The sequence below is a fragment of the Streptomyces sp. NPDC001100 genome, from assembly GCF_053598575.1.
Window position 1 is genome coordinate 33875 of the sequence record NZ_JBSFKO010000026.1, and the last position, 14097, is coordinate 47971.

Annotated in this window: 11 protein-coding genes; 8 read left to right on the plus strand and 3 right to left on the minus strand. The window is 70.4% G+C overall.

Translation table 11 applies throughout. The features are described 5' to 3' along the window. Positions 1-98: 98 nt before the first annotated feature. The gene (locus ACWDEW_RS31715) at positions 99-1691 is read right to left on the minus strand and encodes an oleate hydratase (protein WP_450517279.1); all 1593 of its coding nucleotides are present in this window, start codon (positions 1689-1691) and stop codon (positions 99-101) included. A gap of 241 nt (positions 1692-1932) precedes the next feature. Next, entirely contained in the window at positions 1933-3417 is a 1485-nt protein-coding gene (locus ACWDEW_RS31720) for an anion permease (RefSeq protein ID WP_450517281.1), read from the minus strand. A gap of 313 nt (positions 3418-3730) precedes the next feature. On the opposite strand from ACWDEW_RS31720, the gene ACWDEW_RS31725 reads away from it, so the two are divergent. From ACWDEW_RS31725 to ACWDEW_RS31760, 8 genes are all read left to right on the plus strand, one after another. Then, positions 3731-5209: an APC family permease gene (locus tag ACWDEW_RS31725; protein ID WP_450517283.1), complete on the plus strand. Its 1479-nt coding sequence runs from the start codon at positions 3731-3733 to the stop codon at positions 5207-5209. Positions 5210-5263: 54 nt separating this feature from the next. Further along, positions 5264-6484, plus strand: coding sequence for an arginine deiminase (locus ACWDEW_RS31730; RefSeq protein WP_450517284.1), 1221 nt, complete (start codon positions 5264-5266; stop codon positions 6482-6484). A 21-nt stretch (positions 6485-6505) separates the two neighbouring features. Next, the gene (gene argF / locus ACWDEW_RS31735) at positions 6506-7507 is read left to right on the plus strand and encodes an ornithine carbamoyltransferase (RefSeq protein WP_450517286.1); all 1002 of its coding nucleotides are present in this window, start codon (positions 6506-6508) and stop codon (positions 7505-7507) included. Between the two features lie 3 nt (positions 7508-7510). Beyond that, complete coding sequence (locus tag ACWDEW_RS31740; protein ID WP_450517288.1) at positions 7511-8434, plus strand: carbamate kinase; 924 nt, start codon at positions 7511-7513, stop codon at positions 8432-8434. Between the two features lie 148 nt (positions 8435-8582). Continuing rightward, positions 8583-10841: a formate C-acetyltransferase gene (gene pflB, locus ACWDEW_RS31745; protein WP_450517289.1), complete on the plus strand. Its 2259-nt coding sequence runs from the start codon at positions 8583-8585 to the stop codon at positions 10839-10841. Then, complete coding sequence (pflA, locus tag ACWDEW_RS31750) at positions 10838-11584, plus strand: pyruvate formate-lyase-activating protein (protein WP_450517291.1); 747 nt, start codon at positions 10838-10840, stop codon at positions 11582-11584. Before pflB ends, pflA begins: the two co-directional genes overlap by 4 nt. Before the next feature lie 389 nt (positions 11585-11973). Beyond that, positions 11974-12147, plus strand: coding sequence for a hypothetical protein (locus ACWDEW_RS31755; protein WP_019068289.1), 174 nt, complete (start codon positions 11974-11976; stop codon positions 12145-12147). A gap of 56 nt (positions 12148-12203) precedes the next feature. Continuing rightward, positions 12204-12686: an N-acetyltransferase family protein gene (locus ACWDEW_RS31760; RefSeq protein ID WP_450517293.1), complete on the plus strand. Its 483-nt coding sequence runs from the start codon at positions 12204-12206 to the stop codon at positions 12684-12686. Positions 12687-12703: 17 nt separating this feature from the next. On the opposite strand, the gene ACWDEW_RS31765 is transcribed toward ACWDEW_RS31760, so the two are convergent. Further along, positions 12704-14047 carry an amidase gene (locus tag ACWDEW_RS31765; protein WP_450517295.1) on the minus strand — a complete coding sequence of 448 codons (1344 nt, stop codon included), beginning with the start codon at positions 14045-14047 and terminating at the stop codon, positions 12704-12706. Positions 14048-14097: the final 50 nt, after the last annotated feature.

The following is a 14097-nucleotide window of genomic DNA, read 5'->3' on the forward strand; positions in this document are numbered from 1 at the left end:
GGGCCGACGGCGCGCTCACCAGAATGTGGGCATGGCGGTGGACACGGGGAAAGGTCAACCAGCCCCAATGCAGGGCCAGTTGACCTATCCGCTCGCACTCAGGCCAGCGCGGACCTGAGCACGTCGAAGGCCGTCGTCGGGTCGGCCAGGGCGTGGTAGATGCCGGGTATCCCGCGCTCGTCGAGGCCGAGCAGGCCGTAGACGGCGTGCATGGCGCCGCGCACGGAGTACTCGACGGTGAAGACCACGTCCTCGGGGATCTCCGTGAACTGGCCCAGGAAGGCGAAGTTGGCGGAGCCGCGCGGGATCACCAGGGGCCGGTCGTGGACGGTGCGCGGGGCGAACTGACTGGTGATGTAGGGCATCATCACCGGGATCACGGTCGTGGTCGCCGCGACATGGTCCTCGATGTCCGACATCCCGAGGTGGCCGAGGAGTTCGGTGAGGATCTCCCGGCCCGTGGCCTTCGCCATCGGCTTGCCGACGAAGTCGCCGTCCCGGTCGGTGAACAGGCCGTAGCCCCACAGGGTGCGGACGTTCTCGGGCTGGCCCTCGAAGTGCGGGGCGTGCGGAACGACGACGGACATCAGCCAGTTGGAGTCCTTGAAGGTCATCAGGGCGCCCGTACCGGGGAGGTTGCCGGACAGTTCCTCGATGCGGTGCAGGAGCAGCGGGTCGCGCATGGTGAGGGTGAAGGACTCCCACTTGGCCTCGTCCACGTTGCCGTTGAAGGCGGTGGGACGGCCGAAGTCGTCGGCCTTGGCGGCGATGGTCTCCCAGAGCCGCCAGCCGCCGTCCCGCTTGTCGCGGACGAGTTCCGGCGCGCTGTCGTCGGTGCCGTGGGCGGCGTCGGCGGTCATCGAGCCCAGGGTGAGGAACGCGTAGTCGTCGGCGGTGAGTTCGTACGTCTCCGGTTGCCCGTCGCGTTCGACGTGCAGACGGCGAGCGCGCCGTACGCCCTCTGCGTCGGTGGTGAAGTCGACGTCGGTGACCCGCACGCCGTACTCGAAGACCACGCCGCGGGCCTCAAGCCAGGTGCGCAGTGGCCGGATGATCGAGTCGAACTGGTTGAGGCGTGTGCGGCGCACCCCGGCGAGGGTGTGCATGCGCGGGAACTCCTGCATGAAGCGCAGGAGATAGCGCTTCAGCTCGATGGCGCTGTGCCAGTTCTGGAAGGCGAAGGTGGTGCGCCACATCGTCCAGAAATTGGTGGCGAAGAAGTGCGGGGAGAAGAAGTCCTCGATCCTGCGGGCGCCGATGACCGCTTCGGGCAGCACCAGCAGGCGGGTCAGTTCCAGGCGGTCGCGGGTGTCGAGGCCGTAGTCGGCGGCGTCGAGGATCGTGGTGCCCCGGCCGATCAGGCGGGCCTTGGCGTCGGTGGGCCACTTGGCGTTGAACTCGGTGATCTCCTCGCGCACCGACACCGTCTCGTCGGTGAGGGTGGGAATCGTCTCCAGGAGGTTCCACAGGCAGGTGTAGGCCTCCTCCTCCAGCATCCGTCCGCCCCGGGTGACGTAGCCGGCGGGCTCGCCGCTGCCGTCCATCGAGCCGCCGGCGACGGGGAGTTCCTCCAGGACGTGGATGTGCTCGCCGGGGAAGTCCGCGTCACGGACGAGGAAGGCGGCGGCCGCGAGGGAGGCGATGCCGCCGCCGACGAGGTAGGCGTGGGATGCGTGCGGAGCGTCTGCCATGACGTCCCTCCGTTCTGCCGCCCGGGTTGCACGGGCGGTCGACAGTGTTCAGGACCCTGCGTGCCGGACACGGTGTGGGGCGCAGAGCGGGGCCGGGTCGGTCGGGGCGAGCGTGGCGGCCTTGGTCTTGAGTCAACTCACGGGGTGATCGACCGGGCAGGGGCCGGAGGTCCCTGCCCATCGGCGGATGGTCCCGGTCCTGGTGTTCCTCTGGGGCCGATAGGCGGATGGGGGAGCGGCCTCACCAGCGGCCGAGGACCTTCAGCCACACGGCGCCCACACCCATCCAGATGGCGATGTTGGCGCCCGCGGCGATCAGCCCGGTGCGCCACCATTCGCCGAGGGTGACGTACCCGCCGCCGAAGAGGACGGGCGCCGGGCCGGAGGCGTAGTGGGTCAGGCCGCCGTACAGGGAGCTGATGAAGCCGAGCACCAGGGCGGCCATCACGGGCGGTGCGCCGGTGGCGATCGCGGCCGAGAGGAAGGCGGCGTACATGGCCGCCACGTGCGCGGTGTTGGAGGCGAAGAGGTAGTGGGAGAAGAGGTAGACCAGCGTCAGGATCACGAACGCCGGCTGCCAGCCCACCCCGTCGGTGGCCTTGGTCATGGTGTCGCTGAACCAGCCGATCACCCCGAGCTCCTGGAGCTGACCGGCCATCATGACCAGGACGGAGAACCACACCAGCGTCGTCCAGGCCGACTTTTCCGCGACCAGGTCGCCCCAGGTCAGTACGCCGGTGACGAGCAGCAGGGCCACGCCGGTGAAGGCGGAGACGGTGGCCGACAGGTCCCAGACCTGGCCGCCCACCGACCACAGCAGGAGCAGCAGGACGAAGACCCCTGCCATGGTCCACTCCTGGCGGGACATCAGGCCGAGTTCGGCGAGCTGGGCGCGTGCCTGGTCCGGAGCCTCCGGCGTGGCACGCACGGTGGGCGGGAACACGCGGTACAGCAGCGCCGGGAGCACCAGCAGGGCGACCAGACCCGGAACGATTGCCGCCAGGGCCCAGGAGGTCCAGGTGAGGTGGACGCCGTGGTCCGCGGCGAGCTTCTGCACCAGGGGGTTGGCGGCCATGGAGGTCAGGAACATGGCGCTGGTGACCGTGTTGATCTGCATGGCGGTGACGGTGAGGTAGGCGCCCAGTGTGCGGCGGCTCTCGTCCCCGGGGTGCGAGCCGGCGTTGGTGCTCAGCGAGCGGATGACCGGCTGGATGACACCGCCGGAGCGGGCGGTGTTGCTGGGCGTGGCCGGGGCCAGCACCAGGTCGGTCAGGGTGATGCCGTAGGCGAGTCCCAGGCTGCTGCGGCCCAGGGCGCGGACGAACAGCAGGGCGATACGGCGGCCGAGGCCGGTCTTGGTGAAGCCGAGGGAGATGAAGAACGCGGCGACGATCAGCCAGATCGTCGGCTCGGAGAAGCCGCCGAGCGCGACGTCCGGTTCCAGGGTGCCGGTGATCATCGTGACCGTGAGGCCGACCAGGGCGACCGCGCCCAGCGGCAGCGGCTGCAGGATCAGGCCCAGCACGGTGGCCGTGAAGACGGCCAGGACCGCCCACCCGCCGGACTTGATTCCGTCGGGCTGCGGCAGGAGGTAGACGACCAGGCCCGCCAGGACCGGGACGATCCACTTCAGCGCCGTTCCCACGGTCACTGTCCTGGGCGGGGTGACGCTCTTGCCGGGCGCCGCCCCGGTGGGCGATCCCTCGGAGTCTTTGAAGGGAGCCATCTTCTCCATCCCACGGGTAGGGTCCGGCGCTCCTTGGGGTCCTCGGCCGGAACGGGGTCGATCTTGTGGGTCCACGCTGAGGGAGCCGGGTGCGGCCGGGCATCGGGCGACCGGCCCTGCTCCTGGGGGCCGAACGGCACCTGCCGACTCCAGCAGGCGAATGGCGGGCCGGCCGCTGGGCCGGTCGGGCCGTGCCGGTGGGGACCAATGGTCCCGGGTGGGGATATTCGGCCACTGATCGCCGGCGCCGGGGCCGAGAAGGATCGTGAGTGGATCGACCGGTCCGTAACGACCCCGCACAGGGAGCACAACCATGCCCAGGACCAAGCGAAGTGACGGCGCGTCACTTCCCAAGGCGGCACTCGGCCTCTCCGGTGCGAGCGCGCTCGTGGTCGGCACCATCATCGGGACCGGGGTGTTCGCGCTCCCCTCGGCCCTCGCGCCGTACGGGCCGATCTCGCTCGTGGCGTTCGGCGTCGTCACGCTCGGCGCGCTCGCGCTGGCGGTGACCTTCGGGGCGCTGTCGAAGCGCGTCCCGGCGAGCGGCGGACCGTACGTCTACGCCCGTGAGGCCTTCGGCGAGTTCGCCGGATTCCTCAACGCCTGGTCGTACTGGATCACCGCCTGGGCGGGCAACGCCGCGATCGTGGTGGCCTGGGTCGGCTATGTCGAGGTGTTCGTCAACACCGGCCACAAGACGGCCATTTCGATCCTCATAGCCCTGATCGGGCTCTGGATACCCGCCGCGATCAACCTCACCGGCGTACGGAACATGGGCGCCTTCCAGGTGTTCACCACCGTGCTGAAGTTCGTCCCGCTGTTCTTCATGGCCACCATCGGACTGCTGTTCATCGACCCGCACAACTTCGGTTCGTTCAACGCGAGCGGCCAGTCGGCCATGGGCGCCATCTCGGCCGCCGCACCCATCGCGCTGTTCAGCTACATCGGCCTGGAGGCCGCCTCGGTGGTCGCCGGACGGGTCCGCGAGCCGGGCCGCAACGTGCCGCGCGCCACGGTCTACGGCACCCTCGCCTGCGCCGTCATCTACATCCTCGGCACCCTCGCGGTCTTCGGTACCGTCTCGCACGGCCGACTCGGCGCCTCCACCGCCCCGTTCACCGACGCCGCCAACAACATCCTCGGCGGCACCTGGGCCGGCGACACCGTCGCCGTGGCCGCCATCGTCTCCGGCATCGGCGCCCTCAACGGCTGGACCATGCTGTGCGCCGAGATGCCGTACGCCGCCGCCCGCGACGGACTCTTCCCCGGCGCCTTCGCCAAGCTGCGTGGCGAGAACGGCGTTCCCGTCTTCGGCATCGTCGCCTCGACGGTCCTCGCCTCGCTGATCACCGTGTTCAGCTACACGCGCTTCGAGGACGTGTTCACCAAGATCGTGCTGCTGAGCGTGCTCACGGCCGTGATCCCGTACCTGTTCTCCGCCGCCGCCCAGCTGTACTGGCTGGTCGTGCGCGGACGCGAGAACATCGCCGGCCGACGGCTGGCCCGCGACGTCACCGTCTCGGTCCTGGCGATGGCCTTCTCGTACTGGGCGATCCAGGGGAGTGGCTACCAGACCGTGTACTACGGCCTGTTCGTCCTGCTGCTCGGCCTGCCGGTGTACATCTGGCTGAAGCGCGGCCAAGGGGTCTACGGCGAGGAGCCGACCCGCGAGCCGCTCGCCGGGGGTCGGGCCCCCGAGACCGTCACACCGCCGGTCAAGCGGATCTCCCGTGGACTGCCCACCACCCGCACCGGCGGCCTCCGGAGGAATCCGCTCCGGCACCGCGACTGACCGCGCCACCCCGCATCGGCCCCGCACGGGTACGACCACAGGAGCAGCCCCGCCATGAACACCACCACCTTCCACGTCGACTCCGAGGTCGGCCGCCTCCGCCAGGTGATCCTGCACCGCCCCGGCCTGGAACTCTCCCGGCTGACCCCGCGCAACGTCGACGCCCTGCTCTTCGACGACATCCTGTGGGCCAAGCGTGCCCGCGAGGAGCACGACGCCTTCGCCCAGGTCCTGCGCGACCACGGGGCCCGCGTCCACTACTTCGCCGACCTGCTGGCCCAGGCCCTCGACGTTCCGGAAGCCCGGGACTGGCTGCTGGAGCGGGTCTTCACCCCGGCCACCGTCGGCCCCGCGCTCATGGACCCCCTGCGGGAGCTGTGCGTCGACCTCGACGGAGAGACGCTCGCCGGCCGCCTCATCGGCGGAATCCTCAAGAGCGACCTGCCGCTCGCCACCCCGCACAGCCTGGTCTGGAACGCGCTCGACGCCGAGGACTTCGCGCTGACCCCGCTGCCCAACCACCTCTTCCCGCGCGACAACTCCTGCTGGATGTACGACCGCCTGTCGGTCAACCCGATGGCCAGGACCGCCCGGCGCCGCGAAAGCCTGCACGCCGAGGCCATCTACCGCTTCCACCCGATGTTCGCCGGCACCGTCACCACGCCCCTCCTGGACGGCGAGGTCGGCACCCTGGAGGGCGGCGACGTGCACGTCCTGGGCAATGGCGCCGTCATGGTCGGCATGGGGGAGCGCACCACCGCCCAGGCTGTCGAGAACCTGGCCGCCCGGCTGTTCGCCACCGGCACGGCGAACCGTCTGATCGCCGTGCAACTCCCCGCCGCCCGTGCCTACATGCACCTCGACACCGTGCTCACCATGGTCGACCGCGACGCCTTCACCGTCTATCCGGGCCTCGCGGACTCCCTGCGCTCGTGGACGCTCACGCCCAGCGGCACCCGCGGGACCGGCTTCGAGGTCACCCCGAATTCCGACCTCGCCGGCGCCCTGGCCGAGGCCCTGGACCTGGACAAGGTCCGGATGCTGTCCGCGCCGCAGGACATCCGCGGCGCCGAGCGCGAGCAGTGGGACGACGGCAGCAACTTCCTCGCCCTCGCCCCCGGCGTGATCGTCGGCTACGAGCGCAACGTCACCACCAACACCTACCTCCGCAAGCAGGGCATCGAGATCGTCACCATCGCCGGCGCCGAACTCGGCCGCGGCCGGGGCGGACCGCGCTGCATGAGCTGCCCGGTCGAACGAGACCCGGCCGCTTGACCCGACAGGGGGACCACCACCATGACCGTCGACCTGCGAGGCCGCTCCTACCTGAGCGAACTCGACTTCACCGCCCCCGAGATCCACCACCTTCTCGACCTGGCCGCCGACCTCAAGGCCGCCAGGCGCACCGGCACCGAGCGGCCCCGGCTGACCGGTCGCAAGCTCGCGCTGATCTTCGAGAAGACCTCCACCCGCACCCGCTGCGCCTTCGAGGTCGCCGCCGCCGACCAGGGCGCCCGCACCACCTACCTCGGCCCCGGCGACACCCACATCGGCGCCAAGGAGTCCCTAGCCGACACCGCCCGGGTGCTGGGCCGCATGTTCGACGCCATCGAGTACCGCGGCTCCGACCAGGCCCTCGTCGCCGAGCTCGCCACCTACTCCGGCGTCCCCGTCTACAACGGTCTGACCGACACCGCGCACCCCACCCAGAGCCTGTGCGACGTCCTGACCATGGACGAGCACAGCCCCAAGCCCCTGCCCGACATCGCCTACTGCTATCTCGGCGACGCCCGCAACAACATGGGCAACTCGCTGCTGTCCATGGGCGCGCTGCTCGGCATGGACGTACGGATCGCCGCTCCCAGGGCGTTGTGGCCGACGCCCGAACTGGTCACAGTCTGCCGTGAGTTGGGCGCGAACAGCGGAGCCCGGATCACTCTCACCGAGGATGTCGACACCGCTGTACAGGGGGCCGACTTCCTCCACACGGACGTATGGGTCTCCATGGGCGAACCGGCCGACTCCTGGCGGCAGCGGATCGAGCTGCTCCTCCCGTACCAGGTGAACGAGAAGACGCTGGCCGCCACCGGCAACCCGGACGTCAAGTTCATGCACTGTCTGCCGGCCCTGCACGACCGGCGTACCCACCTCGGCCAGGACCTCTTCGACACCTACGGCCTCGACGGCCTGGAGGTCACCGACGCCGTGTTCTCGTCCCCCGCGTCGATCGTCTTCGACCAGGCGGAGAACCGCCTGCACACCATCAAGGCCGTACTCGTCGCCACCCTGGAGGACTGAGCCATGCGCATCGTCATCGCCCTCGGCGGCAACGCCCTGCTGCACCGCGGCGAACGCCCCGACGCGGCCGTCCAGGAGGCCAACATCGACCGCGTGACCAATGCGATCGCGGCCCTCGCCCACGACCACGAGATCGTCGTCACCCACGGCAACGGCCCCCAGATCGGCCTGCTCGCCGCGGAGACCGCAGCCGACCCCGCCCTCAGCGCCCCCTACCCGCTCGACCTGCTCGGCGCCCAGACCCAGGGCATGATCGGCTCCCTGCTGGCGCGCACCCTGCACGACGCCCTGCCCGGACAGCGGATCGCCGCGCTGGTCACACACACCCTCGTCCGGGCCGACGACCCGGCCTTCGAGCACCCCACGAAGTTCGTCGGCCAGGTGTACCCGCACGACGTCGCGTCCGCGCTCGCCCGCAAACGCGGCTGGCACATCGGCGCCGACTCCACCGGCTGGCGTCGCGTGGTCCCCTCCCCGGCGCCCGAGCGGATCCTGGAGACCGACACGATCTACGACCTGCTGAGCGGCGGCACGCTCGTCATCTGCGCGGGCGGCGGAGGCGTCCCCGTCACCGCGGACAACGACACCGGCGCGCTGACCGGGGCGGAAGCCGTCGTCGACAAGGACCTCACGGCAGCCCTGCTCGCCGAGCATCTGAAGGCCGACTTCCTGCTCATCCTCACGGACGTGCCCTGCGTGTACGAGGGCTACGGCACCCCCGACCAGCGGCCCGTCCTCGGCGCCACCCCCGAGCAGCTGCGCGACGGCGAATTCCCGGACGGCTCCATGGGACCGAAGACCGAGGCCGCCGCCCGCTTCGTGGAACGCACCGGCGGGCTGGCCGCGATCGGGGCCCTGGACGCGGCGTACGAGATCGTCCACGGCAGGTCGGGCACCCTCGTCCGCCCCGACCTGCCCGTCGTCTGAGCGTGTCCCGCCGGAGGAGGGCCGTTCGGCCCCATCTGGGGGTCGGACGGCCAAGGTCAGGCCCCTGACCGGCCCTCCCGTCGGCAGAGGAGCCACACGAGTATCGGTGGTGAGGCATTCCAGTGCGAAGCAAGGGAGAGAACCGGCGATGACCATCACAGCGACAGCCCGAACACGCGTGTCCGAGGCATGGCGCGGCTTCGCCGGCACATCCTGGCGCGAGCGGGTCGACGTGCGCGACTTCATCCAGGCCAACTACACCCCGTACGAAGGCGACGCCACGTTCCTCGCCGGCGCCACCGACCGCACGCGGGCGGTCTGGGAGAAGGTCAGCGCCCTGTTCCCGGAGGAGCGCAGCCGGGGCATCCTCGACGTCGACACCAGGACCCCCTCCACGATCACCTCGCACGCCCCCGGATACATCGACCGCGAACGGGAGCTGATCGTCGGCCTGCAGACCGACGCCCCGCTGAAGCGCGCGATCATGCCCAACGGCGGCCTGCGCATGGTCGAGAACGGCCTCAGGGCGTACGGCTACGAGGCCGACCCCTTCGTCACGAGCGTCTTCGGCACCTACCGCAAGACCCACAACGAGGGTGTCTTCGACGCCTACACCCCCGAAATGCGCGCCGCCCGCAAGGCCGGCATCATCACCGGACTGCCCGACGCCTACGGCCGCGGCCGGATCATCGGCGACTACCGGCGCGTCGCGCTCTACGGCACGGACCGGCTGATCGAGGCCAAGCGCGCGGAGCGGGCCAAGCTCGACGCCTGCGCGTCCGTCGCCGACATCATCCGGGATCGGGAGGAACTCGCGGAGCAGATAAAGGCCTTGGGCGAACTGACCCGGATGGCCGCCACGTACGGCTGCGACGTCTCCCGCCCCGCCGCCACCGCCCGCGAGGCCGTCCAGTGGCTCTACCTCGGCTACCTCGCCGCCGTGAAGGAGCAGAACGGCGCCGCGATGTCGCTCGGCCGCACCTCCACCTTCCTCGACGTCTACCTCCAACGGGACCTGGCGGAAGGTGTGTTGGACGAATCCGGGGCCCAGGAACTGATCGACGACTTCGTGATCAAGCTGCGGATCGTACGCTTCCTGCGCACGCCCGAGTACGACGCCCTGTTCTCCGGCGACCCAACCTGGGTGACGGAGTCCATCGGCGGCATCGGCACCGACGGCCGCCCCCTGGTCACCCGCACATCCTTCCGCTTCCTCCAGACCCTCTACAACCTCGGCCCCGCACCCGAACCCAACCTGACGGTCCTGTGGTCGCCGCAACTCCCCTTCGCCTTCAAGGAGTTCTGCGCCCAGGTGTCCATCGACACCAGTGCCGTCCAGTACGAGTCGGACGATCTGATGCGCCCGCGCACCGGCGACGACACCGCGATCGCCTGCTGCGTCTCCGCGATGGAGGTCGGCAAGCAGATGCAGTTCTTCGGCGCCCGCGTCAACCTCGCGAAGGCGCTGCTGTACGCCGTCAACGGCGGCCGGGACGAGATGACCGGCGACCAGGTCGCGACCCCGACGCCCCCGCTGACCGGGGAGTACCTGGACTACGAGGAGCTGTCGGCGGCGTACGACCACGTCCTGGACTGGCTGGCCAGGACCTACGTCAACGCGCTCAACGTCATCCACTACATGCACGACAAGTACGCCTACGAGCGCATCGAGATGGCGCTGCACGACTACGCGGTGCACCGCTTCATGGCCTGCGGCATCGCCGGCCTGTCGGTCGCCGCCGACAGCCTGTCCGCCGTCAAGTACGCACGGGTGAAGGTGTTCCGGGACGCCACCGGCCTCGCCGTCGACTTCCGCACCGAGGGCGACTTCCCGGCGTACGGCAACAACGACGACCGCGCCGACAGCATCGCCGTAGGACTGGTGGAGTCCTTCATGGCTAAGGTGCGCCAGTACCCCACCTACCGGGACGCCGAGCACACCCAGTCGGTGCTGACGATCACCTCGAACGTGGTCTACGGCAAGCACACCGGCAACACCCCCGACGGCCGCCGTACCGGACAGCCCTTCGCCCCCGGCGCCAACCCGATGAACGGCCGTGACCGGCACGGCGTCGCCGCCTCCGCCCTCTCGGTGGCCAAGCTGCCGTACGAACAGGCCCGTGACGGCATCTCGTTGACGACGACGATCACGCCCGAGGGACTGGGGCACGCACCCGACGAGCGTGCCGGGCACCTGGTGGGCATCCTCGACGCCTACATGTCGGCGGGCGGCTTCCACATGAACGTCAACGTCCTTGACCGTGCGACGCTGGAAGACGCGATGGAACACCCGGAGAACTACCCGGACTTGACCATCCGGGTGTCCGGCTACGCCGTCAACTTCGTCCGCCTGACCCGTGAGCAGCAGCTCGACGTGATCAGCCGCACCTTCCACGGATCGCTGTGAGCACCGTGCGCACCGCGACCACCGGCCGGATCCACTCCTGGGACCTGTCCACCGGCGTGGACGGCCCCGGGACCCGGTTCGTCCTCTTCGTCTCCGGCTGCCCGCTGCGCTGCCTGTACTGCGCCAACCCGGACACCTGGCACATGCGCGACGGCCAGGAGATGAGCGTCGACGCGGTCATGGAGGAGATCGGGAAGTTCCGCGACTTCATCACCACGGCCGGTGGCGGGGTCACCGTCACCGGCGGCGAACCACTGCTGCAGCCCGCGTTCACCGCCGAGATCCTGCGCCGCTGCAAGGAGGCCGGCCTGCACACCGCGCTCGACACCTCCGGCTTCCTCGGCGTCCGCGCCACCGACGAACTCCTCGCCGCCACCGACCTGGTGCTCCTCGACATCAAGTCCTTCGACGTCAACGCCTACCGGAAGCTGACCGGCGGCGAACTCGCCCCCACGCTCAACTTCGCCACCCGCCTCGACCGGCTCGGCGTCCCGATGTGGATCAGGTATGTCCTGGTCCCCGGCTGGACCGACGACCTGGCGTCCGTCGACACCCTGGCCCGCTTCGTGTCCGGTCTCGACGCGGTCGAGCGGGTCGACGTCCTGCCGTTCCACAAGCTGGGCGCCGCGAAGTACGAGGCTCTCGGTGTGCCCTTTCCGCTGCAGGACAACCCGGTGCCCGCCCCGGCCCTGGTCGAGAGCGTCCGCGCATGCTTCAGGGAGCACGGAGTCCGGGCCCATTGATCGCCGGTGCCCGGGGCCGAGCGCGTTCGTCGATCAGCCGTCACACTGGTCGAAAGGTGAGAAATGTGCACGGGCCCCGGCAGCCCGATGTGTCCGGGCCGCTCGGACCCGGTGGCTGAGCGTTGCTAATTTTTACTCCATGTTTTCAGCCCCATCGAGCGGCGGCCCGCTCATTTGGTTAGTCTGGGGCGGACGGGCAGCAACAAGGGGTCCCACCCACACCCATGGTCCGTCCCGGGGCAGGCCGTTCACAACGGCCTGCTCTCACACGAGTAACCGGCGCCACCGCGTCCGAACTGCCTTCAACCCACACCCGAGCGGGCCTCAGGTACCGGACCGGAGAACGGCCGGTATGCCCCGAGGGTGACCCGACACATAAGGAGTGCGCGGTGACACCGGAGAAGACGAATCGCGAGCAACGCCCCAAGGAACCGACGGAGCGTGCGGGCCACCGGTCCGACGAGCTCGGCAGCCTGGCCGTGTGGGCACGGTCCGCCCCCATCCGACTCGCGGGCTACGAGGACGACCTCGCCGAGCCCCACATCCTGCCCAGCGTGGACTGACCCCCCGAGGGACCCATCGCGATCGCCGACGGCATGGGCGTGCGAAAATCACGCCCATGCCGATCAGGGAAGCCGCGGCCGAAGACTGGCCGCGGATCTGGCCTTTCTGGCACCGGATCGTCGCCGCCGGCGACACCTACACCTGGGCCCGGGACACCTCCGAGGAGGCGGCCCGGGCCTTGTGGACGTCTCCGCCCAAGCGGGTGTACGTCGCCGAGGACGAGAGCGGGACGATCGTCGGCTCGGCCTTCGTCACCCCGAACTACGGCGGCCCCGCGGACCGCATCGCCAACGCCGGCTTCATGGTCGACCCCGACCACGGCGGCCGGGGCATCGGCCGCGCCCTCGCCGAACACATCCTCACCGCCGCCCGGGAACAGGGCTTCCGGGGCATGGTCTTCAACGCGGTCGTCGAGACCAACCCCGCCGTCAGACTCTGGCGCTCCCTCGGCTTCACGATCCTGGGCACGGTGCCGGACGCCTTCGACCATCCCCGGGACGGCCGCGTCGGCCTGCACATCATGTACCGCGCCCTGTAGCCCTCCGGCAGGAACCCTCAGCCGAGCGGCGCGGTCCGCACCCACGGGCGCAGCTGCTCCAGCTGCTCCGCGAGCTCCAGCAGCGCCGCCTCCGACCCCGGCCGCCCCACCAGCTGTACGGCGCAGGGCGCGCCCGAGGGCAGCGTGCCGAACGGGACCGACATCGCGGGCCAGCCGGTGAGGTTCCACGGGGGAGTCATCGGCGAGTAGTTGGTGTTGGCGAGCACGTTCCGCAGCCAGCCCCGCTCGTGCCACGGCCCGGCCTTGGGGGAGCGGCGGGCCAGCGCCGCCGTCAGCAGGATGTCGTGCTCGGCGAAGAACGGTGTGAGCCGCTCCCGCAGCTGCTCCCGACTCCTCCCGGTACGGACGCTCTTCACGAACCGCCGCCCGATCGCCGCGTGCACCCGGGTCCGCCGCGCCAGCCTCCTCGGGTCGAGCCCCGCCGCGTCCACCGAGGTGCCCGCCGTCCAGTGTGCGAGCGAGGTGGTGCTCAGGGACAGCGGATACGGCGGATCGGCGCGGTGCAGTGTGTGCCCCGCCTTGGCCAGCAGCCCGGCCGCCTCCCGCACGGCGGTCGTATACGGCTTGCCGACGGCGACTCCGGCGAGCGGGCTGCGCACGGACACGGCCACCTTGCGGGGAACGGGCTCGCCGGGAGGTACGACCTCGATGTCCGCGATGACCGAAAACATCAGCCGGGCGTCCTCGACGGTCGTCGCGAGGGGGCCGTTTTCGGACATTCCAAACCAGTCGCCGTCGCCGATGCCGGCCGGGACGACCCCGAAGCCCGGCTTGATGGTGACCAGACCGCAGTTGGCCGCCGGGATGCGCAGGGAGCCCATGCCGTCGTTGCCGAGCGCGATCGGCACCATCCCGGCCGCGACCGCCGCCGCGCTGCCGCCCGAGGAACCCCCTGCGGTGCGGGTGGTGTCCCACGGGTTGCGGGCGGTGCCGTGGACGCCCTCGGTGGTGCCGAAGACGCACAGTTCGGGCACGTTCGTCAGCCCCACGACCACCGCTCCCGCCGCCCGCAGCCGGGCCACGGTGACATGGTCGTGGTCGGCGGGGGTGTCCGGGGTCGCGGCGGAGCCGACCCGGGTGGCCTCGCCGGTCACGGCGAGGTTGTCCTTCACGGCCACCGGCACGCCCGCGAGCGGCAGTTCGGCCAGATCGGCCCGTGCGCCCACCGCGTCGGCCTCCGCGAGCGCGGCCTCTGCCCGCACCACCCGGAACGCGCCGATCCGCCCGTCGAGCCGCTCGATCCGGGCCAGATGCTCGGCCACCACCTCGCGGGGCGTGGCCCGCTTCTCGCGTACGGCGGCGGAGATCTCGGCGGCGGTACGGCCGATCCAGCTGGTCACGGGAGCGCTCCTTCAATCTACTGGCGAGTACGTAGGGAGAACTGTGCCTC

Excerpts from the sequence above, each read along its gene's own strand:
- argF (WP_450517286.1), top strand. The coding sequence starts at position 6,506 with ATGACCGTCGACCTGCGAGGCCGCTCCTACCTGAGCGAACTCGACTTC.
- ACWDEW_RS31715 (WP_450517279.1), bottom strand. The coding sequence starts at position 1,691 with ATGGCAGACGCTCCGCACGCATCCCACGCCTACCTCGTCGGCGGCGGC.
- ACWDEW_RS31740 (WP_450517288.1), top strand. The coding sequence starts at position 7,511 with ATGCGCATCGTCATCGCCCTCGGCGGCAACGCCCTGCTGCACCGCGGC.
- ACWDEW_RS31760 (WP_450517293.1), top strand. The coding sequence starts at position 12,204 with ATGCCGATCAGGGAAGCCGCGGCCGAAGACTGGCCGCGGATCTGGCCT.
- ACWDEW_RS31725 (WP_450517283.1), top strand. The coding sequence starts at position 3,731 with ATGCCCAGGACCAAGCGAAGTGACGGCGCGTCACTTCCCAAGGCGGCA.
- pflB (WP_450517289.1), top strand. The coding sequence starts at position 8,583 with ATGACCATCACAGCGACAGCCCGAACACGCGTGTCCGAGGCATGGCGC.
- ACWDEW_RS31730 (WP_450517284.1), top strand. The coding sequence starts at position 5,264 with ATGAACACCACCACCTTCCACGTCGACTCCGAGGTCGGCCGCCTCCGC.
- ACWDEW_RS31720 (WP_450517281.1), bottom strand. The coding sequence starts at position 3,417 with ATGGCTCCCTTCAAAGACTCCGAGGGATCGCCCACCGGGGCGGCGCCC.